The sequence below is a fragment of the Shimia aestuarii genome, from assembly GCF_022814865.1.
GTDB classification, from domain to species: Bacteria; Pseudomonadota; Alphaproteobacteria; order Rhodobacterales; family Rhodobacteraceae; genus Shimia; species Shimia aestuarii_A.
Window position 1 is genome coordinate 1 of record NZ_JAKVRD010000033.1, and the last position, 20,445, is coordinate 20,445.

Annotated in this window: 16 protein-coding genes and 2 pseudogenes; 3 read left to right on the plus strand and 15 right to left on the minus strand. The window is 60.0% G+C overall.

What is annotated here, in order from left to right:
* Window positions 1-158: 158 nt before the first annotated feature.
* Both MK745_RS18910 and MK745_RS18915 read left to right on the plus strand, forming a co-directional pair.
* A pseudogene (locus tag MK745_RS18910) lies at window positions 159-1,022 on the plus strand (IS3 family transposase); the annotation flags it as partial.
* 173 nt (window positions 1,023-1,195) lie between these two features.
* Window positions 1,196-2,617: a hypothetical protein gene (locus MK745_RS18915; protein WP_243614748.1), complete on the plus strand. Its 1,422-nt coding sequence runs from the start codon at window positions 1,196-1,198 to the stop codon at window positions 2,615-2,617.
* Between the two features lie 509 nt (window positions 2,618-3,126).
* Here MK745_RS18915 and MK745_RS18920 read toward each other — a convergent pair.
* The 3 genes from MK745_RS18920 to MK745_RS18930 are packed head-to-tail and all read right to left on the minus strand — an operon-like array spanning window position 3,127 to window position 6,408.
* Window positions 3,127-4,116, minus strand: a complete 990-nt coding sequence (locus MK745_RS18920) for a TniQ family protein (protein ID WP_083545780.1) — start codon at window positions 4,114-4,116, stop codon at window positions 3,127-3,129.
* A complete protein-coding gene (locus MK745_RS18925) occupies window positions 4,062-4,919 on the minus strand; it encodes a TniB family NTP-binding protein (RefSeq protein ID WP_243614749.1) in 858 nt (285 codons plus the stop codon). Before MK745_RS18925 ends, MK745_RS18920 begins: the two co-directional genes overlap by 55 nt.
* A complete protein-coding gene (locus MK745_RS18930; RefSeq protein WP_243614750.1) occupies window positions 4,897-6,408 on the minus strand; it encodes a Mu transposase C-terminal domain-containing protein in 1,512 nt (503 codons plus the stop codon). Before MK745_RS18930 ends, MK745_RS18925 begins: the two co-directional genes overlap by 23 nt.
* A gap of 289 nt (window positions 6,409-6,697) precedes the next feature.
* Between MK745_RS18930 and MK745_RS18935 the strand changes: the two are divergent.
* A pseudogene (locus MK745_RS18935) lies at window positions 6,698-7,717 on the plus strand (PHA/PHB synthase family protein); the annotation flags it as partial.
* A gap of 314 nt (window positions 7,718-8,031) precedes the next feature.
* On the opposite strand, the gene MK745_RS18940 reads toward MK745_RS18935, so the two are convergent.
* The 12 genes from MK745_RS18940 to MK745_RS18995 all read right to left on the minus strand — a co-directional run bounded on the left by MK745_RS18940 (window position 8,032) and on the right by MK745_RS18995 (window position 20,304).
* A complete protein-coding gene (locus tag MK745_RS18940) occupies window positions 8,032-8,643 on the minus strand; it encodes a TetR/AcrR family transcriptional regulator (RefSeq protein ID WP_243614751.1) in 612 nt (203 codons plus the stop codon).
* 62 nt (window positions 8,644-8,705) lie between these two features.
* Window positions 8,706-9,866, minus strand: coding sequence for an ABC transporter substrate-binding protein (locus MK745_RS18945; protein ID WP_243614752.1), 1,161 nt, complete (start codon window positions 9,864-9,866; stop codon window positions 8,706-8,708).
* Between the two features lie 20 nt (window positions 9,867-9,886).
* A complete protein-coding gene (locus MK745_RS18950) occupies window positions 9,887-11,725 on the minus strand; it encodes an AMP-dependent synthetase/ligase (RefSeq protein ID WP_243614753.1) in 1,839 nt (612 codons plus the stop codon).
* Window positions 11,722-12,492 carry an ABC transporter ATP-binding protein gene (locus tag MK745_RS18955; RefSeq protein ID WP_093455111.1) on the minus strand — a complete coding sequence of 257 codons (771 nt, stop codon included), beginning with the start codon at window positions 12,490-12,492 and terminating at the stop codon, window positions 11,722-11,724. The genes MK745_RS18950 and MK745_RS18955 overlap by 4 nt, the downstream gene beginning before the upstream one ends.
* Window positions 12,489-13,256, minus strand: coding sequence for an ABC transporter ATP-binding protein (locus tag MK745_RS18960; RefSeq protein ID WP_093455112.1), 768 nt, complete (start codon window positions 13,254-13,256; stop codon window positions 12,489-12,491). The genes MK745_RS18955 and MK745_RS18960 overlap by 4 nt, the downstream gene beginning before the upstream one ends.
* Window positions 13,253-14,332 (minus strand): branched-chain amino acid ABC transporter permease, encoded by a 1,080-nt coding sequence (locus MK745_RS18965; protein WP_093455113.1) that lies wholly within the window; start codon window positions 14,330-14,332, stop codon window positions 13,253-13,255. Before MK745_RS18965 ends, MK745_RS18960 begins: the two co-directional genes overlap by 4 nt.
* 4 nt (window positions 14,333-14,336) lie before the next feature.
* Window positions 14,337-15,218 (minus strand): branched-chain amino acid ABC transporter permease, encoded by an 882-nt coding sequence (locus MK745_RS18970; protein ID WP_093455114.1) that lies wholly within the window; start codon window positions 15,216-15,218, stop codon window positions 14,337-14,339.
* Window positions 15,215-16,330: a CaiB/BaiF CoA transferase family protein gene (locus MK745_RS18975; RefSeq protein WP_243614754.1), complete on the minus strand. Its 1,116-nt coding sequence runs from the start codon at window positions 16,328-16,330 to the stop codon at window positions 15,215-15,217. Before MK745_RS18975 ends, MK745_RS18970 begins: the two co-directional genes overlap by 4 nt.
* Window positions 16,331-16,334: 4 nt before the next feature.
* Entirely contained in the window at window positions 16,335-17,108 is a 774-nt protein-coding gene (locus tag MK745_RS18980; RefSeq protein ID WP_093455115.1) for an SDR family NAD(P)-dependent oxidoreductase, read from the minus strand.
* Between the two features lie 11 nt (window positions 17,109-17,119).
* Window positions 17,120-18,256 carry an acyl-CoA dehydrogenase family protein gene (locus tag MK745_RS18985; RefSeq protein ID WP_093455116.1) on the minus strand — a complete coding sequence of 379 codons (1,137 nt, stop codon included), beginning with the start codon at window positions 18,254-18,256 and terminating at the stop codon, window positions 17,120-17,122.
* 9 nt (window positions 18,257-18,265) lie between these two features.
* Window positions 18,266-19,504 carry a thiolase family protein gene (locus MK745_RS18990; RefSeq protein WP_243614755.1) on the minus strand — a complete coding sequence of 413 codons (1,239 nt, stop codon included), beginning with the start codon at window positions 19,502-19,504 and terminating at the stop codon, window positions 18,266-18,268.
* A gap of 11 nt (window positions 19,505-19,515) precedes the next feature.
* On the minus strand, window positions 19,516-20,304 hold the full coding sequence (locus MK745_RS18995) for an enoyl-CoA hydratase/isomerase family protein (protein ID WP_243614756.1): 789 nt from the start codon (window positions 20,302-20,304) through the stop codon (window positions 19,516-19,518).
* Between the last annotated feature and the right edge of the window lie 141 nt (window positions 20,305-20,445).

Below are 20,445 nucleotides of genomic sequence, written 5' to 3' on the forward strand. Positions count from 1 at the left end.
CGCTTCTCCCCGTTGTCGAAGGTAGTTTCGATTGTAATCCGTACGTCCATGGCAGCCCCCCATACAAAGAGCTTACCTTAGCACAGGCCAGATCACCGACGACGACCCCCATGTTCTGTCCACTCCCGATTAATGAGGGTACAGTGACAGGAGGCGGCAAAGGGAAACTTCTGAGCCCCGCTCGCCGCCGTGCCTGCATTGATCACGTTCGCACCCGGTTCCATCTGTCCGAGAGACGCGCCTGCCGTGTCTTGGGTCAGCACCGATCCACGCAGAGGAAGGTGCCGCAAGGCCGTGCCGATGAGGAGCGTCTGGTCGCGGACATGATCGAGCTGGCGCGGCGGTATGGCCGCTACGGCTATCGTCGGATCGCGGCTTTGCTGAGAGATGCGGGCTGGGAGGTGAACGACAAGCGGGTCGAGCGCCTATGGCGACGAGAGGGGCTGAAAGTGCCAATGAAGCAACCGAAGAAGGGACGGCTCTGGCTGAATGACGGATCCTGTGTCCGGCTGCGTCCTGAGTATCGCAACCACGTCTGGAGCTATGACTTTGTCCACTGCCGGACGGAGGACGGAAAGGTCTTCCGGACGCTCAACATCTTGGACGAGCACAGCCGGGAATGCCTGGCGATAAAGGTGAAGCGCAAGCTGAACTCGGGTGACGTGATCGATGCCTTGAGCGACCTGTTCATCATGCGGGGTGTGCCGGATTACATCCGGTCTGACAACGGCCCGGAGTTCGTGGCTGAGGCCGTTCAAGATTGGATCAGGGCCGTCGGCGCCAAGACCGCTTACATCGCGCCCGGGTCACCTTGGGAAAACGGCTACTGCGAAAGCTTCAATGCCAGGTTCCGCGATGAACTGCTCAACGGAGAAGTCTTTTACAACCTTCGGGAAGCGGAAATCCTGATCGAACAATGGAGGAACCACTACAATACCAAACGACCACATAGTGCCTTGGGCTATCGCCCTCCCGCCCCGGAAACCATCGTCCCGATGGACCCGAGACCGGTCATGCACTAACAATCAAACCGGACCACTCAGGTGGGGCTGATCATCGGCGCAATTTCAGAAAACGCGTTGACCTTGCGTAAATATGAACTTGACACTCATAAAATTAGCCATCTACTTTTATTGACAGGATGGCGGGATGAGAGGAGCTCTGCGCCTTCCCAAACACAATCTGGAGGAGAACCATGTTTCGATTTTCATATCGGGCAGGGCCGAAGATGCTTTGCCTGGCGATTGCGGCCAGTCTTGCTGTTCCTGTCTCGGCACAGGACAAAACCCCATACCGCGAGCATAGTGGCGTACTGCCTGACGGTACCACGTGGCTGATCCGTGTCCCCGAGAACTGGAACGGCCGCCTGCTGCGTGATCTCGATTTCGCCAGCTTCATCCATGTCCCGGGCTACGCGCCCCGCTATGATGATCTGCTGGCGCGCGGCTATGCCTTTGCCGGTCTGGCGCGCCATCCCTTGCGGCTCTGGCAATACGACCCGCAGCGCGAGATCTTGAACCTCCAGACCGTTCAGGACACCTTCACCCGGCTCGAACGCGAGCCGGACATGGTGATGCAATACGGATGCTCCGGCGGCGGTCTGGACAGCCTTGCCTCGGCCGAAGATTTCCCGGACAAGATCGATGGCTCGGTGGTGCTTGCGGCCCATACGCCGGTCTGGATTATGAGCAGTTTCCTGGACGGCTGGTTCGCGATGCGGGCGCTGTTGGCGGAAGATTACGTGGCACAGGGCCTGGGCCAGGCCTCGGATCTGACGGTGGCCGGTCTGCCGAACGCAGGCGCGGGTGGCGATCGTAACCTCGACGCCATCCGGGCGTCGTGGAAGAGCGCGATCGAAAACGCGGGCAAAACGCCCGAAGGTCGCGCCCGTCTGGCGCTCGCCTTTGCCATCGGCCAGTGGTCGCCCTGGATGGTCGAGGGCACCGACCTGCCCGACACGTCCGATACCGCCGCGATGGCTGATATGGTGGTGAAATCGGCGATGCGCAATGCCGGCAATGTCGGCGGCACTGCGCGGCTGCTCTTCGAAAATGCGGCATCGGGTCAGCAGTTGTCCGGCAACGAAGGCGTCGATTACGCCGCGTTCTACGCCAACGCCGCACCGGCGATGAAACAGCTGGTCGAGGCGCTTTATGCCGAAGCCGATCTGGACCTTCAGGCCGACCTTGCGACGATTGACGCCGAACCCCGGATTGCGGCGTCGGACTATGCGCTCGACTTCTGGGCCGGGGACGGACGCACCACGACCGGAGAGCTCGAAGTGCCCGCCATACGGATCCACATGCTGGGAGACTGGGCCATCCCCTATTCGCTGATGCAGGGGTACGAGGCGCTGGTTGAACAGGCCGGCACCACCGACCACTATCGGCAGGCCCTCGTTCAGGGCACCGGGCACTGCGAATTCATGGCCGCGGAAAGCAGCGTGATCGTTGAAATTCTGGCCGAACGGATCGAGACCGGCACCTGGCCAGAGGTCACACCCGAGGCACTGAACACGGCAGCCGCCGCGTTGGAGACGGGCTCAGATCCCCGCTTCGTCGAATTTGGCGACTGGCGCGTGGGGGCGTACAACCGCCCCTGGACGCCGAGCCAGTAACCCGTCGCGGGGCCCGCCCTCGTGGGTTGGCCCCGCCTCTAGTGCGACAGGTGCGAGACGCCGGAGATCAGCGAGTTGGTATAGTCACCCTGCGGATCTTCCAGCATCCGTGCAGTCGCTCCGCGTTCCACTACGTTGCCACCATACATGACCATGTTGGTGTCGCAGGTCCTCGCTGCAGCAGCATGGTGGCGCGACTGCTTCCCGAAGAACCTGCAAAATCTCCGTTCTGCACGCGGCGCCCGTTGCACCCGTAGACTGAATCCCAAGTCGCTACATACATCGACCTCAATCAGATTCAGTAGTTTGATGGAGCAGACACCGCTCTCCGACACGATAGAACCGGCGGGGGTGTAGCCCCGCCGGTTCATTGTCTTTGCAGAGATGCAGGTGTCGCGCTTGTCTACTTCACGTCTGTCACTGTACCCTAATTAATCAGATTCTGCGGATTGGAAGCGTTTTCGGCAGATTCTGTACCCTTAATTGCAATATATCCACAGGGCGCTGCGTCAGTGGCTGACACAGCTTTGGCGCTTCCAGATTGCATCGGCTCGTGCCAGAAGCGCTTGACGATCTGCATCGGCACCGAGCTCGGAGATGGCCTGACGGGCAGCGTCTAGGGCCTGCGCAGACGTCTTTTTGGGCGACGTCGCCCTGGCAGATCGGTCAACGGGACTGCTTTCCTGCCGACGTCTTCGCGGAAGTCGCATATCGAGGTTCATCGACAGCTTGCGCACCTTCTCAATCAAACGTCTGCGCTGAGGAAAGGCGCGTCGGAGATCCCAGAATGCTTGTTCATTTCCGCGCAGCAAGATGGCCACTCCCAATAATGGACGGGCTGAGCAGACATCGACAGCTGCGAGTGCTATTGACCGCTCCAGTTGACACCGCGACGTGAGTGGCACGCTGTATACCAACTCAAGTACTTGTAAGAGGCACAGCGTATGGCTGATCCGCTGCATGTGCCTCAGATCGGCGGCGGCAACCGCCGTCTTCAGCAATGCCGCGCCCCGAGCGGCGCGGACACGTAGCCTGTTTGATAGACCATCGGCCGGATGCCTCGCCACAAGAGGTCGACCACAGTTTTCGCAAGTCAGCGACCAGGCGAAGCGCCAGTGGCGCAGGACCAGTCCCGAGGTTTGTTTCGAGCAGTTTGCGCAACTTTGGAAGTCATCGCTAGATACGCATTGAGCGGGATGATGCGTCGTGTCCGGGAGGGTCATGGCCGCGATCTCATCCCGGGTCTGCTGAACCGCCGGACATAGCCGAGCCCAGTTCACATGCCCAAGGTCACCCGCATGCTCCGGCACCCTGCCCTGCCCCAAACCGAGATAGCCGCAAAGCTCTTCGACGGAACAATGATTGGCCCGGGCCAACCGCCCGATCCAGCTCGAGAGAAGCTCGTCGGATACCGGTGGCGGTCGACGCGGCAATGGGTTCACGGTCACCCGAACTCCGCGATGGGTTGGCGCGGAATGCTCCAAGCATGCTTCGCCCATACCGGCTGCCAGGCCTGAACGGCCTCATCGGTGATCCGCTCCTCACCCGTCTCGATCGCATCGATGGCCAAGGACTTGATCATGATGAACACGCGCGAGGTCACACCGCCCGTCACTTTCAGGATTGTCCGAAGCGACGCAACCGTGAGGCCCGACCGCTGCTCAAGTGCCATCGCGGCAATCAGCGTTTGGATGAGCCGAGAGAACTCCACGTCGTCCTCCCAGAGCGGCAGGTAGTGTTCGTCCAGGCGACGGGCCAGTTGGTCGTCACCGCGGACGGCCTCGAGCGCTTCGTTGACACCGAAAACGACAAGCGAGGCACAGAGATCGTTGGCCAAGAACCGCAGCATGTTCAGGAACCGGCGTTGCTCCCGGTAACTACCGGCAAGCAGATTGTGCACCTCGTCGATCATCAGCATCTTCAGGTCCATATCCCGAAGATGACTGAGCGCGCGGACCTCAAGTTCGGACACGGTATGCCGCCCCCACATCGGCGCCCCGATCGTCGAAAGGATGTGCTGGTAGAAGCGTCGCTCGTCCGGCGCTGGCCGCGCCTGAACCAGCAGGATGGGGGTCTTCGTGATGCCCAGTTCTGCGTTGTACTGCGTCGGATACTTGCTGGCCATGCGCTTGGCGATCATCGTCTTGCCAATACCGGAACTGCCATAGACCATCAGGCCAGGCATCCGGCTCTGCTGCGGCATTTCCATCAGGGACGTCAATCGGTTGAGAACAATCGTGGCACGGTCGAATGCGATCCAATGATCGCTGCGGATGCGGTCAATTCTTTCTTCTGGGGTCATCAAACTCTTCAATCGGATAAGTGGGGAGGTCTGGGTTACCAGTGTCGATGGCGAACATTTCTCGGGACGGATCGCGGCGCGGCTGGTGCTTGGGAAGCCGCGTCTCGCGTTCGCTCTCCAGACGGGCGGTCCTTGTCTTCTGACGCGCCGCCTCGGCCAGTCGTCTCTGCGCGTCGATCACCTGGAACAAGGCCTTCTCGTTGATCCGACCGCCATGCCTGTCTTGCCATTCCTTCCGCGCCCGACGACTTTCCCAAAGCGATATCCGAGGGTGGCTCAGATCCCGATACCGAGCCGGGATCATGCGGCCATCATTGACGAGAACCCAGACCTGCGACAGGTCCCGCGGGTCGTACTTCACCTGCACCTTGCCGCTGCCCCGTCCGACCAACGACGCGAAGGCATCACTCCAGTAGTGCACCCCAAAGAGAGTGATCCCAGTGCGCCCGAGCTGGCGCAACTCAAAAGGCAGGAAGCTTGTCCGGAAGGCTTCGACATCGACAACCTGCCGCCCCGCAGTGTCTCCGCCCAAGTCAGCCCAAGCGGCCAGCGGCGTTCGCCCGAGGGCTTCGTGGCGGGTATTGTGGTAGCGGCAAATCTCCAGATGAAGCCAGTCCTCGAACTCGGCCAGGGTCAGAGCCGCATGTTTCTCGCTGTCATAATCGCCCTTCTCGGCAGCGGAGGATTGCGTGGTCCCGGGCAAAACATGAACAGCCCCCATGGCCGTTCCGATCAAACGTTCGATATGACCTCCGAAGTGCGTTGCACCAGGCGGGCGGTACTCGACGGCAATGCCCCAATCTTCGCAGGCCGATGAGAAGGCGTCGCTGTGGAACTCCTGCGCGTTATCGACATGGATCGCCTTCGGGATGCCGGATGTCGGCCAGACCAATTCTTCCAGCTTCCCTGGGACGTGGATCGATTTCCGACGCACACAATGATCGAGGCAGAGCGCGATCGAAAGAACTGATGGTGCATCAAAGCTGACGAAGACCCCGAGAACGATCCGGGTTGCAACATCGATGGCTACCGTCAAATATGGGCGCGCAAGCGGTCGCCGATCCACGTGATCGACCAAAATGATGTCGGCCAAGGTGTGATCGATCTGAACAATTTCCAGTGGCGTTCCAACCGCAAGCCGGCCCGGACGTGCCGCAAAAGTCTTGTTCGCCTCCTTGGCACCACGGCGCTTTCTAACAATCTCTTTCTCGTCCATTGCATCGAGCCGAGCTTTCAGCGTTTTTCGTGCCGGTGGCTGGAAGCCCTTTGCCTCGCATTCCGAACGGATCTCACGCCAAATTCGCAGAAAGCTGGAGCGTTCGCGGACCAGATAATAGCGCCGTAGGCGTTCATCGATGAGGTCTTCGACTTCTCGCGCGATCCGTTTCGACCCCGGTTTCGGCCCCCGGCGACTGAGTTCCAGTGCTGCGGCCCGCCCATCGTTCTCGCGCAAACGGCGGTAAAGCGACCAGGTGTGGCTCTTCGCCAAACCTAGTTCCCAAGCAGCATCTCCGATTGCCGCACTGATCGGCTCACCCTTCTTCTCAAGTTCCAGGATCGGACGGAGGACTGCTGCTCGATGTTTTGCAAGACGCTCGCTGACCACGCCAATCCCTGCCCTATTCCTGTCAGCACTTATCCACAGAACTGACCGTATGCTAATAAAGGGTACAGTATGGCAATTAACGGTACAATATGAAAATTAAGGGTACATCGTGCCGCTGAAAACAAACGATAATTTTAAAGGCAATTCTGATTAATGAGGGTACAGTGACACCTGGATCAACAAGTTCTACATTCTGGACATGCAGCCGAAGAACAGCCTGGTGCGCTACATGCTGGATCGGGGGCATTCCGTGTTCGTGATTTCCTGGGTCAACCCGACCAGCGATCACGCGGACAAGGATTTTGCTGATTACATGAAACTCGGACCGCTGGCCGCGCTTGATGCCATTCGCGACATCACCCGCGAAGAAAAGGCCAATATCCTCGGTTTCTGCATTGGTGGCATCCTGGTGACGGCAACGCTGGCTTACCTCGCAGCCATTGGTGATGACCGGGTCAATTCCGCCACGACACTGGCCACCATGGTCGATTTCAAGGACGTGGGCGAAATCGGCGTCTTCGTCGATGAAAACCGGCTGGAAGTCCTGCGTGCGCATATGGAAGAGAAAGGCTATCTTGAAGCCTATCACTTGCAGGACATGTTCTCGATGCTTCGCGAGAACGATTTGATCTGGTCGTTCTTCGAGGCCAATTACCTGCGCGGTCGGAAACCCCGGGCTTTCGACCTTTTGTATTGGAATTCGGATTCCACACGACTGCCTGCGGCCATGCTGCTTTGGTATCTCAAAGAGGTCTATCTAGAGAACCGGCTGCGCCAGCCCGGTGGATTGGAAATGAACGGTGTCAAGATCGATCTGAGCAAGATCGAAACGCCGGTTTTCGTACTTGCCACGTCCGAGGATCACATCGCCCCCTGGACCTCGATTTATCCAGCGACGCAGATACTCGGCGGCGAGGTTGAATTTGTCCTTGGCGGCTCGGGCCATATTGCCGGAGTCATCAACCCCCCGACCGAACGTGCCAAATACGGTTTCAGAAAAAGCGACACCTATCCGCCAGAACCAGCGAATTTTCTGACCAAGGCCACGGAAATGCCGGGGTCGTGGTGGCCCTACTGGGCGGACTGGCTCGAGGCCAAAGACGGCAAGACCGTCAAGCCTCGAAAGCCCGTCAACCGCGGAAAGTACAAATCCATCGAGCCGGCACCGGGAAGCTACGTTCGGGCGAATTGAGACCGCGTTCCATGACAGGGATATGTGGTCGTTCGGTACTGCCGGAAATCGCCGCGAAACCTGAACGCCATCCCTCGTGAAGCGGAACGACCGGAAATCCTATCCCTATTGAACCAAGCATCAAACGTCTTGCATTCCTCGGCATAATCAAATGGCCGGTAGCGGATACTCCTGTGCATATGTGGGCAGGGCAACGATCTTCGTCAGATTTCACCGAATGAATTGCCCCCCAATCAACCGGCATTCCGAAATCCCGACTGTGACTGGTCTGGTTGTATGCCGAAATTGAGCGCAAAAACACAGCATTGGGTGCGCTAGGCTCGTATTCCATCGCTGACAAGTTCAAGGATCTGGTTGGCAATAACCTCGGGAGGTTCCGGACCGTCGGGATCGTACCACTCCGGCATCTGGTTGAAGGCCGAGAACAGAACCTGGGCGAGCCTTTTAGGCGAGCATTCGCGGATTGACTTATCCTTGATACCTGCCTCGATGACCTCTTCAAGGAATTCCTGACCGTCGCGCAAGGTTTGGCGCAGTTTTTCCTGATTCTTGCCCGTGAGGTTGCGGCGCGCCTCGCGCATCAATGAGGAACCGAAATCGCTCACAACCAATGCAGCGTAGGAACGAAAAAACACATGAACCCTGTCAAGGCCATTGCCAGTTGACCTTTGGGCCGCGTCAAAGCACAGACCGACCCTTTCCAGGGAAACCAGTGCGCACTGCATTAGGATGTTTTCCTTGTTGCGGGCGTAATAATACAGTGCAGGCTTGGTCAGATCCAGTTCAGCGGCGATATCATCGAGCGAGGTTTTCTTGTAGCCGACCGACGAGAACAGACTCGCCGCGACATCCAAAACTGCGCGGCGTTTAAGTTCCTGCTGTTCCTCGACGTCTTTTGTCTTTTTATGCCATTGGATCGCAGGCACATTTCCCTCACTATAAATTGTGCGCCGGGCGAGAGAACTTCCCGCCCGACATGTTGGCGAGATTAGTAGTCGAGGCCCCGGGCTGCAACGGTCCAGGAGCCGTTTTCAACCCTGGCCAGAATCAGCGTTTCCACCCCCTGGTGATCTTCGGGGCCAAAGCTGATTGTTTGGCCGCCGATCGGATCGACATAGCCATTGATCGCCTCGATCGCAGCCAAGAAGCCTTCGGTGGTCAGTTCGGGGCCTGCCGCTTCAAGCGCCTCGGCCAGCAAATCGATGAAAATATAGCCCAACTGCGCCTGCGGCTCCATTTTTGTCCCATAGGTCTCTGCATAGGTTTCCAGGATGCGTTTGGCCTCGCCTTCCGAAGTCGCGACATCGGCGAAGACGAAGGGCGAAACCAGATAGAGCCCTTCCATTGCACCGTCTGCCGCCTTGGCCACGGCATCCATGTAGGGGATCATGCCCGTGACGAAGATCGGTTCGAAACCGAGCTTCTTTGAGGTGGCAACGGTCAAGATCGTGTCCTTGACGCTGCCGGCGTTGAAGACGATGTCGCAGCCTGCATTCTTCAAGGTCGTGACCGAAGACACCATGTCGGTCTCTGTGGCCGCATGCTCGGTTTTTGCAACGATCTCCATGCCGTATTCATGTAGCTGCTGTTCGACGCCAAGCGTCATCGACTCGCCCGCCTCGTTGGCGATCTGCGACACGCAGGGAGTCACAAACCCGCCGTTCTCATGAAAATAGGCAACCGCCGCTCGGAACTGCTCGGTATAGCTGCGGAAGAAGGCGTATTTCATTGGATGCAGCGGCTCGGCCATCTCGGTCGCCGCGGTCATGGGAAACAGGTTAGGAACGCCGGCCTCCAACTGCTGCGGCATGACCGCGAGGTTCATTGGTGTTCCCAGCGCGCCGACCATGGCAAAGACCTTGTCGCGGCGCAACAGTTTGTTGGCTGCCTGAATGGCGCGCGGCACCTGATATTGCATGTCCTCAATCACGATCTCGAGCTGGCGTCCATGGATGCCGCCGGCGGCGTTGATCTCGTCCACGCGCATGCGCAGTCCGTTGGCTTCAGGTACGCCCCAGACAGCCAGCGGGCCGCTGAGATCGGTATAGCTGCCAAGCGTGATCTTATCTTCGGTCACGCCCTGCGGACCAGCGATGGCCGCCCCGGTGACCAGCGCGGAGAGCGCCAGTGCAGTTGCAAAATTCTTCATGATTTCCTCCCTTTCAAGTTTCAGTACATAGTTTCAATGAGGTCTTTGTATTTGCGCTCGACCTCGTTGCGTTTGAGTTTCATCGTCGGAGTGAGTTCCTCGTCCTCAGCCGTCAGAAGCACGTCGATCAAGCGGAACTTCTTCACTTGTTCCACCGGCGAAAATCCGGAATTCGCACGGTCCACCTCGTTGCCAATCAACTCGATGATCGGCTCGCTTTCGCAGAGCGATTTGTAGTTCGAGAACGGGATGCGCTTGTCCTGCGCGTATTTCTCGACCGTTTCCTGGTCGATCATGATCAGCACGGTCAGGTACTTGCGCTTGTCGCCAATGATCACAGCGTCCGAGATGTAGGGCGAGAATTTCAGCTCGTTTTCCAGCTGCGACGGCGTGATGTTCTTGCCGCCGGCGGTGATGATGATGTCCTTCTTGCGGTCCAGAATGGTCAGATCGCCATTGTCGTCCATCTTGCCGACATCGCCGGTATGCACCCAGCCATCCACCATGGTCTCGGCGGTCTTTTCCGGCTGGCTCAGGTAGCCAGAGAAGTTTGACCGCGCGCGTATCAGGATCTCGCCATCCTCGGCCAGTTTGGCTTCGACGCCGCGCATGGCCCGCCCGATCGAGCCGATGGGCGATTGGCCTGGAACCGTGGCAGTGACAATGCCAGTCTCGGTCTGTCCATAGGCTTCCTGCACAGAGACGCCGAGCGCATTGAACCAGCGAAGCAGTCGGGCCGAGATCGGCGCGGCGCCCGAAACGATCGTATGCGCCCGTGCCAGACCCAGTTCCACGCGGATGTTGCGCAGGACAAGGAAATCGATCGCTCGGTGAAAAAGGGAAAGGCCCAGCGGCACCTGTTTGCCCGCAGCCAGCAGATCTGCCCGGCGTTCGGCCACTTTCAGCGCCTGCGTATAGGCAAAGCGTCCAAAGGCGGTGGCGTCATTCATGATGAAACTGATGCGGGAATAGAACTTCTCCCACACCCGTGGCACCGCGAAGATAAAAGTCGGGGCCACCTCCTGAATGTCGGCGTTAAAGGTCTCGCCGCTCTCGGCAATGTTGATGGTGATGCCATGCCGGATCGGGGTCGCGACCGAGATGATGCGCTCGGCGGCGTGGCACAGCGGCAGGAAGGTCAGGATCTCGTCACCCGGGCCCAGCGGCATTTCCGGGTGGTTGTCGGCCTGCGCCAGAAAGAACCGGTGCGAGATCATCGCGCCCTTGGGCGCGCCGGTAGTGCCCGAGGTATAGATCAGCGTGGCGATGTCCTCGCCTTTGCCGGCGTCCAAGCGCGACTCGAACGCGGCCTGAATGCTTGCGTCGCTGTCATTGGCGAGTTCAAGGAATGCCTCCCATCCCATGACCTTGTCATGCTCAAAGCGGCGCAGGCCTTCCATGTCGTAGACAACGACCTTTTCAATCCCCGGCAGCTCGTCCTGTACCAGCAGGTATTTGTCGAGCTGTTCCTCGTCCTCGACGAACAACACCTTGGCGCCGCTGTCGTTGAGCTGATAGGCGACCTGTTTTTCCTGCAAGGTCGGGTAGAGCCCGTGGGTGACCGCGCCGATGCACTGGATGCCGAGATCGGAAAACACCCATTCCTTGTTGTCTTCGCTGATGATCGCCACGACGTCGCCGGCATCGACCCCCAAGGCCATCAGCGCACAACCTGCCTGCCGGGACCGGTGATAGTAGTCGGTCCAGGTGTATTCTTCCCAGATGCCGAAATCCCTTTCGCGGATCGCGATCGCAGACCCGAATTTCCGGCAGTTCTGCCGAAACAGCTTGGGCAGTGTGTCGCAGCCGTCGATTTCAAAGACGGGCGGGGTCCAGTTTTGTGTAGAGATGTCGTTCATCGCCATGTCTTCCTTGCTTTCCAGCGGCGGTCGCCCCGCGCGCTGTCGGCCTTGATGCCAAGGTAAAATTCGCGGATATCGGCGCTGTTCATCAGCACGTCGCGTTCGCCTTCCATGACGATCCGCCCGGTTTCCAGCACATAGCCGAAATCGGCGGCCGGAAGCGCGACGCTGGCGTTCTGTTCCACCAGCAGCATCGTCATGCCTTCCTCGACATTGATCCGCTTGATGATTGCGAAAATCTCGGAAATCAGCCGGGGCGAGAGACCCAGCGACGGCTCATCCAGCAGCATCAGGCTGGGCCGTGCCATGAAGGCGCGTCCAAGGGCCACCATCTGCTGTTGCCCGCCCGACAGGTAGATCGCCTGCTTGTCGAGAAATTCGCGCAGGACCGGGAACCAGCCCAGCACCTTTTCGAAATCGCGCGCCACCTCGTCGCGGTCCTTGCGGCAATAGGCACCCATCATCAGGTTGTCTTTCACCGACAAAAGCGCAAACACTTCGCGTCCTTCGGGGCTATGGGCCACACCGGTGCGGGCAATCACATCCGGATCCAGGCCGGTAATGGCCTTACCCTTGAATGTGATCTCACCTTTGAACGGGTCGAGCGCCCCCGAGATGGTTTTCAGGATAGTGGTCTTGCCAGCGCCGTTCGATCCCATGACCGTGACCACGGTGCCTTCGCGCACCGAAAGGCTGACACCGCGGATCGCCATGACGCGGCCATACATGGTTTCGACATTGCGGACTTTCAGAACTTCGCTCATGCCGCTTCCCCCCCTAGATAGGCTGCCTGCACATCCGGGTCGTCCTGCACCTCCGAGGCGCTGCCGGTGGCCAGGAAGCGGCCTTCGTTGATTGCCAGAACCTTGTCCGAGACCTTGTTCACCAGCTTCATGTCGTGCTCGATCATCACCACGGTGATGCCCAGATCCTCGCGGATGTCTTCGATCACAAAGGCGGTGTCGTCGGTTTCCTCGGTGGTCAGCCCGCTGGAGGGCTCATCCAGCAACAGGATCTCGGGGCTGGCGACCAGCGCGCGCGCCATCTCGGTTTTCTTGCGCACGCCGTAAGGCAGGTCGGCGACGCGGGCGTGACGGTAGCCTTCGAGATCGAGAAACTCGATAACCTCTTCCGCCTTGCGGCGGTGCTCCAGTTCCTGGCGTAATTGGCCGGGCAGGAAGAACAGCTCGCTCAGCGGCGAGAACCGCCCATGCCGGAACCGGCCGATCAACAGGTTGTCCAGAAGTGAGGCATGCTCGAACAATTCGATGTTCTGGAAGGTGCGGGCGATGCCGTGGTTGATCACTTCGTGGGGCCTGGCCCCCAGCAGGCTTTCGCCACCAAAGCGGATATCGCCTTCCAGCGGGTCATAGATGCGGCAGATCAGGTTGAACACCGTGCTCTTGCCGGCACCATTGGGACCGATGATGGTGAATACCTTGCCCGGTTCCACCGAGAAGCTCAGGTTATCGACGGCTTTCAGCCCACCGAATGCCAGCGACACGTTTTCGACTTCAAGCCAGCTCATTTCAGACGCTCCGTCTTGAGGAAGGTCTTCTGACGTTGGAAGCTGCGGCGCTTGTACATCGGGAAGACGTTGAAATAGTGATGGATTTTGACCCAGCGGCCATAGAGCCCATCAGGTTCGAACAGGATGAAGCCAAGAAGGATCATCCCGAAGGCGAGGCTGTCGAACCCGCCGGATGTGGCTATGGCCCCGGGAAGCAGCACCTTGACCCAACTCAGGACGGTGGGCAGCAGCACGATGAAGAACGCGCCGAAGATGGCCCCGTGGATGGTGCCGATCCCACCGACAACGATCATAAGAAGCAGGCGAATGCTCTCACCCATGCCGAAAGTTTCCGGTGTAATGTAGTAGAACGCATGCGCCAGAAGCCCACCAGCCAGACCGGCGAACACCGCCGACAGGAAGAAGGCATAGGCTTTGTAGAAGGCCACATTCGTGCCCAGCGAACGGGCCGAAACTTCGCTGTCGCGGATCGCGATCAGGGCGCGGCCAGACCGTGTGCGCAACAGGTTGCGCGTCATCAGAATGGCGCCGACAAACAGGGCGAGATTTAACAGGTAGGTCTTCCAGCTCTGGTCGATGGCGATGCCGAAGATGTCGATGCCCGGAACCGGCAGGCCACGATGTCCGCCGGTAAAATCGCCGCCGCCGCCGATCAGCCGTTCGGTCACGATAGCAATCGAAAGCGTAGCGATGGCGAGATACAAGCCATGCATGCGCCCGCAGATGCGCCCGATGGCCAGCCCGACCAAACCAGTGATCAGCGCCGCCAGGGGCAGCGACAGGATCCACGGCACGCCGTAGCGGCTGAGCAGGATGGTATGAGCATAGGCGCCGATGGCAACAAAGGCGGCCTGCCCGAAACTCACTTGTCCCGAGAATCCGGTGAGGATCATCAGACCCAGGCCGGCGATGGCATAGATGTAGACAAACGACAATTCGTCCAGAAAGTAGCCGTCAAGGAACAGCGGGGCGGCAAGCGCGATACACAAGAACAGCAGATACCAGAAAGCCTGTGTGCGGTCGCGAAACAGGCGGATGTCCTGCTTGTAGGATTTGCGGAAAAGAACGCGCATGAGCCTATACCTTCTTTGCGTAGATTTGTGCCAGCAGCCCTTCGGGCCGGATCAGCAGCACGACGAACATGATCAGATAGGCGCCGATGCCCTTGAACGTCGGGAACATGATGTCGAAGAACGGCTCGGTCACGCCGATCAGCAAACAGCCCAGAACGGCGCCGGGGATCGATCCGAACCCGCCGACAATGGCGCCGGCAAAGGCTTTGAAGCCGACAAATCCCATCTGCGTCGAGACCAGCGTGACCGGGCCCAGGAGCAGGCCGGCGATGGCGCCGAAGATTGCGGACATGGCCCAGATGGACGAGGTCAGGCGCTTGACGGGGATGCCCATGTAAAAGGCCGCCAATTGGTTCAAGGACAAGGCCTGCATCGCCACGCCTTGGCGGGCATAGCGGAAGAAGGCGTAAAGCCCGCTGGCCACGATGGCGGTTACCAGGATCGCCAGAACGCTGGACCAGCCAATGATGACCGACCCAAGCGTCAGATTGCCCTCAACCGGGGCAGGCAGCGAATAGTTGCCAAAGCCCCATACAATCCCGGCCACGGCGCGCAGTGCAATTCCCAGCGCCAGCGTCAGGATAAAAACGGTGAACACCGGCTGCCCGGTGAGCCGCCGCACAACAAGCGCGTCGACCCCGTAACCGAACCCGCCCATGAACACGAGCGTCAGCAAGGCCCCCAGCCAATAAGGCAACCCCCAAAGCACGATGAACTGATAGCCTACAAAGGCCCCCAGCATCATGAACTCGCCCTGGGCGAAGTTCACCTGCTCGGTAGCCTTGTAGACCAGCACCAGGCCGATGGCGATCAGGCTGTAGAGACAGCCCTGTGACAGGCCGACCAGCAAAAGCTGTATGGCGTCGGCGAAACTCAGACCGGTCATATGGCGGCCCTCCAATGCTCTAGGATTTCGTTCATTTCGACGAAACCGGCGTCACCGGTTGTCGGAATGTCTGGCGGGGTTTGTGAGAATCGGGGGGCCGGGGCGGGCATTTCGATGCCGTCCACGGTGACAAAGATCTCGCGTGCCCGGATGTGCTGGTGTGTGGCAGCTTCGGCCAGTGGCACCACCGGCGCAAAGCAGGCATCGCTGCCTTCCAGCACCTCGCACCATTCGGCCTGTGTCCGGGTCAGGAACAGTTCGGTCAGGGCCTCGCGCATGGCCGGCTGCGCCTCGGGCGCATATTGGTCGGCAAAACGCGGATCATCGCTCAGCCCGGTCAGGCGCAGGAATTCGGTAAAGAACTGTGGCTCGACACAGCCGATGGATATGAACTTTCCGTCGGCGGTTTCGTAACAACGATACCACGCCACCCCGCCATTGATGAAATCGCCAGCGCGCTCGCCGCTCCAGGCCCCACCGGCCGCCAGCCCGTGTTGCATGGTCATCAAGAGGTTGACCCCATCGCACATGGCCGCGTCGACCACCTGACCCTCGCCGGTTGCGCGCGCATGGGTCAGGGCCGCGAGGATGCCGACATTCAGCATCATCGCGCCACCACCCTGATCGGCAATCAGGTTCATTGGCGCGGGCGGGGGCCGGTCGGCCTCGCCCAGCCCATGAACCGCGCCCGTGATCGCGGCATAGTTCAGATCATGCCCGGCAGCCTGTGCCAGCGGCCCGGTCTGTCCCCATCCGGTCATGCGGCCATAGACCAGCGCCGGATTGCGTGCCAGAACCGCCTCTGGAGCGAATCCGAGTTTCTCCATCTTGCCGGGGCGGAAGCCCTCGATCAGAATCTCGGCCCGCTCGATCAGCCCCCAGAGCTTTTCAGCATCATTTGCCTGCCGCAGATCGAGCACCAGACTGCGCCGCGAGCGATTGAACAGGTTGTGTTTCTCATCGATCGGCAAGGGGAAAGCCTGACCGGGGCGCGTGATCCGCACCACTTCGGCGCCCATGTCGGCCAGATGCATGGCCGCAAAGGGCGCAGGCCCGATCCCGGCCATTTCGATGACCCGAACACCTTTGAGGGGACCGTTGCGTGTCAGCATCTCGTCACCTCGCCCGCAGCCGCGTGGCGGCATCCAGACGCAGGGTCGCGCCGTTCATGTAGCTGTTTTCGATCAGAAAAGCGCAGGCATGGGCGAATTCTTCCATCCGGCCCACCCGCTTGGGGGCCTCGACGCTTTCTTCGAGCGAGGCGACGACCTCATCTCCGAGGCTCATCACCATCGGTGTGCCAAACAGTCCCGGCGCGATGGCGTTGATACGGATGCCTTTCGGCCCCAGCTCGCGCGCGGCAGGCAGGTTGAGCCCTATCACACCGGCCTTGGACGAGGCATAGGCAGTCTGCCCGATCTGGCCTTCATAGGCCGCCCCGGACGAGATGTTGACGATCACGCCACGCTCTTCCCCGTCTTCGGGCGGGTTTTCCAGCATCCGCGCGGCGGCCTGGCTCATCACGTTGAACGTGCCCACAAGGTTGATCTCGACCGTGCGGCGAAAGGCATCGAGAGACGCAGGTGCGCCCTCGCGGTCGACCACCTTCATCGGGCTGACCACACCGGCACAGTTGATGGCGACATGCAGCGCGCCAAAGCGGTCGACCACAGCCGAGATGGCCTCGGACACGTGCTCGTCGCTGGTCACATCCACCTGCCGGAACATGGCCCGGTCCGCGCCCAAACGGTCGGCCAGCGCGGTGCCCTGTTCCATGTCGCGGTCGAACATGGCCACCTGTGCACCCAGCCCGTGCAGGTATTCTGCCGTCGCAGCACCAAGTCCCGAGGCCCCGCCGGTCACGATAATGGTCTTGCCTTCTATCTTCATGACCTGGGCCCCTATTTGAACGCCGCCACACCGGTCAGGGACCGGGCGATCAGCAGTTTCTGAATCTCTGTGGTCCCGTCCGGGATCGGCCCGATGATGGCTTCGCGGGCCAGGCGTTCGACGATGAACTCGCGGGTCACGCCGTTGCCGCCATGGATCTGCACCGCCTGCCGCGTGGCGTTCACCGCGATCTCGGTGCCGTACCACTTGGCCATGGCGCATTCCGTGTCGCAGCGTTCATCGCGGTCGATCATGCCGGCGGCACGATGGGTCAGCAGGCGCGCGGCGTCGATCTCGGTTGCCATGGTGGCGATCTTGTCGGCAATCATCTGATGCCCGGCGATCTGCTTGCCATGCTGGTTGCGCTCTTGCGCGTAACGGATCGATTCCTCAAGCGCCCGGCGCGCCAGCGCGATGCCCCACATCGCCATATGCACCCGCGCGCGTTCGAACACGACCAGCGTCTGCTGCAACCCGCGCCCTTCGGCGCCGATGGTGTTCTCAACGGGCACCCGCACCTCATCGAGGAAGACCTGCGAGGTCGACTGTGCATTGAGGCCGATCTTGGGGATGTCGCGGGTTTCGAACCCGTGTTCCTTGCGGTCGACCAGGATATGCGTCAACCCCTCGCCGGTGTTGCAGGTGCAGATCAGGAAATCGGCGAAACGCCCGTTCGAAATCCAGGTCTTTTCGCCCGAAATCACCCAATCGCCGCCATCCTTGCGGGCGCGTGTCTTGACCGCCGCCACGTCCGAGCCGACACCCGGCTCAGAGATGCCGATGGCCACGGATGTCTCACCCGCCAGAAGCTGTGGGATATAGCGCGCGCGTTGTTCATCGGTTCCAAGGCGAAGCAAAAGGTCGGCGCCCACCACGTTGATTAGGATCGGCAACGCAATGTCCATCGCCGTGACGCCGACCTCTTCGAATAGCATCAGGTGCGTGGACCAATCGAGCCCCATGCCACCCGCCTCTTCGGGATGGGGGGCCGAGGTCAGGCCGAATTCGGACAGTTGCGTGAGGAACCCCTGGATCACCTCTTTTTCAAACGGCGCATCCTTGACCTTCAGGTATTCCGGTTCGATCTGGTCATCGAGGAAGCGACGCAGCATGTCGCAGGCCATTGTCTGTTCTTCGGTCTTGAACATCTCGCTCTCCTATCGTGCCAGAATCAGGACCGAGGCCACGGCCTCTTCGATCCCGATCAGCCCACCACCGTTCTCTGCAATTGCCACCTTTGCCCCTTCGACCTGGCGCGTGCCGCATTCGCCGCGCAGCTGGCTGACAAGCTCATAGACCTGCCCCAGACCGGTGGCGCCGATCGGGTGGCCCTTGCACTCCAGCCCACCCGACGGGTTGACCGGCACACGCCCGCCAATCGTGGTCTCGCCACGTTCGGAGGCTGCCGCGCCCTCACCAAAGGGAAAAAGACCAAGGTTTTCGATCTGGATCAGCTCGCCCACAGCAGTGGCGTCATGCACCTCGGCGACCGAGACGTCCTCGGGCCCAAGCCCGGCCTTCTCATAGGCGCGCCGGGCCGCCTTAGCGGTCAGATGGTTTTCAAAGTCGTCGCCATCCCGGTCCGAACCGGTCTGGATCACGCTGGCACGCAACTCGATGGCGCGGTCTCGGGAAATGCCGTGGCGCTTCATGCCCGCTTCGGTCATCAGCACCGCCGCAGCACCGCCATCGCTCATCGGGGCGCACATCGGCAGGGTCAGCGGATAGGTGATCGGCGGCGCGCCCAGCACGTCGCCAACAGTGTAGGGATCGCGGAACTGCGCCTTGTCGTTTTCCACCGAATGCATGTGGTTCTTGGCCGCGATGGCCGCGAATTGCGCCTGTGTCGTCCCAAAGAGGCGCATATGCGCGCGGGCAAAGGCGGCGTAGACGGCCATGAAAACGGAATAGGGTTTTTCGGACTCGCTGCCTTCCTGCAGATCGATCCCATGTCCCAGCGCCAGCAGTTGTTTTTCATTCTCCTCGGCAGTCGCCAGTTCCCAGCCCGAGTCGAAGAAGCTGAACATCTTGGCTTTATCACCAGTCCACATCTTCTCGGCCCCGACGGCCAGCGCCACATCGCCTTCGCCTGCCTTCAGAAACTGCGCCGCCAGGTTCAGGGCGGTCGATCCGCTGGCGCAGGCGTTTTCGACGTTCACAACCGGAATGCTCTCGATTCCCATATCGCGCAGGGCGATCTGGCCCGGGATCATCAACTGGCCTTCCAGATGCCGCTGTGTGGCGTTCGAAAAATAGGCGGCTTCAACCGCACCGGCGGAAATCCCGGCATCAGCCAGGGCCCCGGTGACGGCCTCGCGGGACAGCGACTTCACGGTCGCCCCGTCCAGGCGTCCCATGCGCGTCATCGCCACGCCGGTTATGTAAACCTTGTCCATCTTGGTCCTCATCAGTTTCCGGCAAAGACCGGTTTGCGTTTCTCCGAAAACGCCGCCAGCCCTTCGGCAGCGTCGTTTGATGTCAGGTGGTCGCGCAGGACCGACAATTCCCAGGCCAGAGCTTCGGCTTGCGACATCTCGACGGACGCGTTGGCGACCGCTTTCATGCGCGACAGGACGAGCGGGCTTTTGTCGGCCAGGCTTTGAGCAAAGGCATCGAGGTGGGTCTCAAGCGCGTCATCGGCAACCACCTCTTGGACAAGCCCCATTCGCAACCAATCGCACGCCGGCAGACTGCGGCCGGAAAACAGCAGGTATTTTGCGTTCGGCAGGCCAATCAGAGAGGGAAGCACAGCGGCGCCACCGGCCCCCGGAAAGACCCCAAAATTGGCATGCGCATCGCCGATCTTCGCGCTTTCTGCGGCGATCAGAACGTCGCAGCACATGGCCAGTTCAAGTCCGCCGGCGACGGTCACCCCGTTCAGGCCACCAATGACAGGTTTGGGATAATTACGGAGCGTCTGAAAAACCTCGGCTACGGCATCGAGGAAATCACCGTCTTCCGACCGCTCCTGTGACAGACCCGCTTGCACCGCCTTGAGATCGGCACCGGCACAGAACGCCCGGCCGCTGCCGGTAAGCACCACAACTCGCAGCTTTTCGTCACGACGAATGTGCTCAAGCGCAGCCCCAAGCTCCAAGACCATGTCCCGCGAAAGAGCGTTCAACTCGGTGGGTCTGTTCAGGCGCAACCAGGCCGCCGATCCCCGCGTCTCCAAAATGACATTTACATGTTGCATTTTCATACCTTTATTTACTGACCAGTAAGTAATAATAAGCCTGCGCTGTCAACATCAAATTTCCTTATCTATTACAGCACCTTGGAAGAAACGCTCGAATGGGGGTTCATAAAACCTGTAAAAAACCGAGAATCAGAGTGA

Excerpts from the sequence above, each read along its gene's own strand:
- MK745_RS18915 (WP_243614748.1), top strand. The coding sequence starts at position 1,196 with ATGTTTCGATTTTCATATCGGGCAGGGCCGAAGATGCTTTGCCTGGCG.
- MK745_RS18920 (WP_083545780.1), bottom strand. The coding sequence starts at position 4,116 with ATGGGCGAAGCATGCTTGGAGCATTCCGCGCCAACCCATCGCGGAGTT.
- MK745_RS18925 (WP_243614749.1), bottom strand. The coding sequence starts at position 4,919 with ATGACCCCAGAAGAAAGAATTGACCGCATCCGCAGCGATCATTGGATC.
- MK745_RS18945 (WP_243614752.1), bottom strand. The coding sequence starts at position 9,866 with ATGAAGAATTTTGCAACTGCACTGGCGCTCTCCGCGCTGGTCACCGGG.
- MK745_RS18950 (WP_243614753.1), bottom strand. The coding sequence starts at position 11,725 with ATGAACGACATCTCTACACAAAACTGGACCCCGCCCGTCTTTGAAATC.
- MK745_RS18955 (WP_093455111.1), bottom strand. The coding sequence starts at position 12,492 with ATGAGCGAAGTTCTGAAAGTCCGCAATGTCGAAACCATGTATGGCCGC.
- MK745_RS18960 (WP_093455112.1), bottom strand. The coding sequence starts at position 13,256 with ATGAGCTGGCTTGAAGTCGAAAACGTGTCGCTGGCATTCGGTGGGCTG.
- MK745_RS18965 (WP_093455113.1), bottom strand. The coding sequence starts at position 14,332 with ATGCGCGTTCTTTTCCGCAAATCCTACAAGCAGGACATCCGCCTGTTT.
- MK745_RS18970 (WP_093455114.1), bottom strand. The coding sequence starts at position 15,218 with ATGACCGGTCTGAGTTTCGCCGACGCCATACAGCTTTTGCTGGTCGGC.
- MK745_RS18975 (WP_243614754.1), bottom strand. The coding sequence starts at position 16,330 with ATGCTGACACGCAACGGTCCCCTCAAAGGTGTTCGGGTCATCGAAATG.
- MK745_RS18980 (WP_093455115.1), bottom strand. The coding sequence starts at position 17,108 with ATGAAGATAGAAGGCAAGACCATTATCGTGACCGGCGGGGCCTCGGGA.
- MK745_RS18985 (WP_093455116.1), bottom strand. The coding sequence starts at position 18,256 with ATGTTCAAGACCGAAGAACAGACAATGGCCTGCGACATGCTGCGTCGC.
- MK745_RS18990 (WP_243614755.1), bottom strand. The coding sequence starts at position 19,504 with ATGGACAAGGTTTACATAACCGGCGTGGCGATGACGCGCATGGGACGC.
- MK745_RS18995 (WP_243614756.1), bottom strand. The coding sequence starts at position 20,304 with ATGCAACATGTAAATGTCATTTTGGAGACGCGGGGATCGGCGGCCTGG.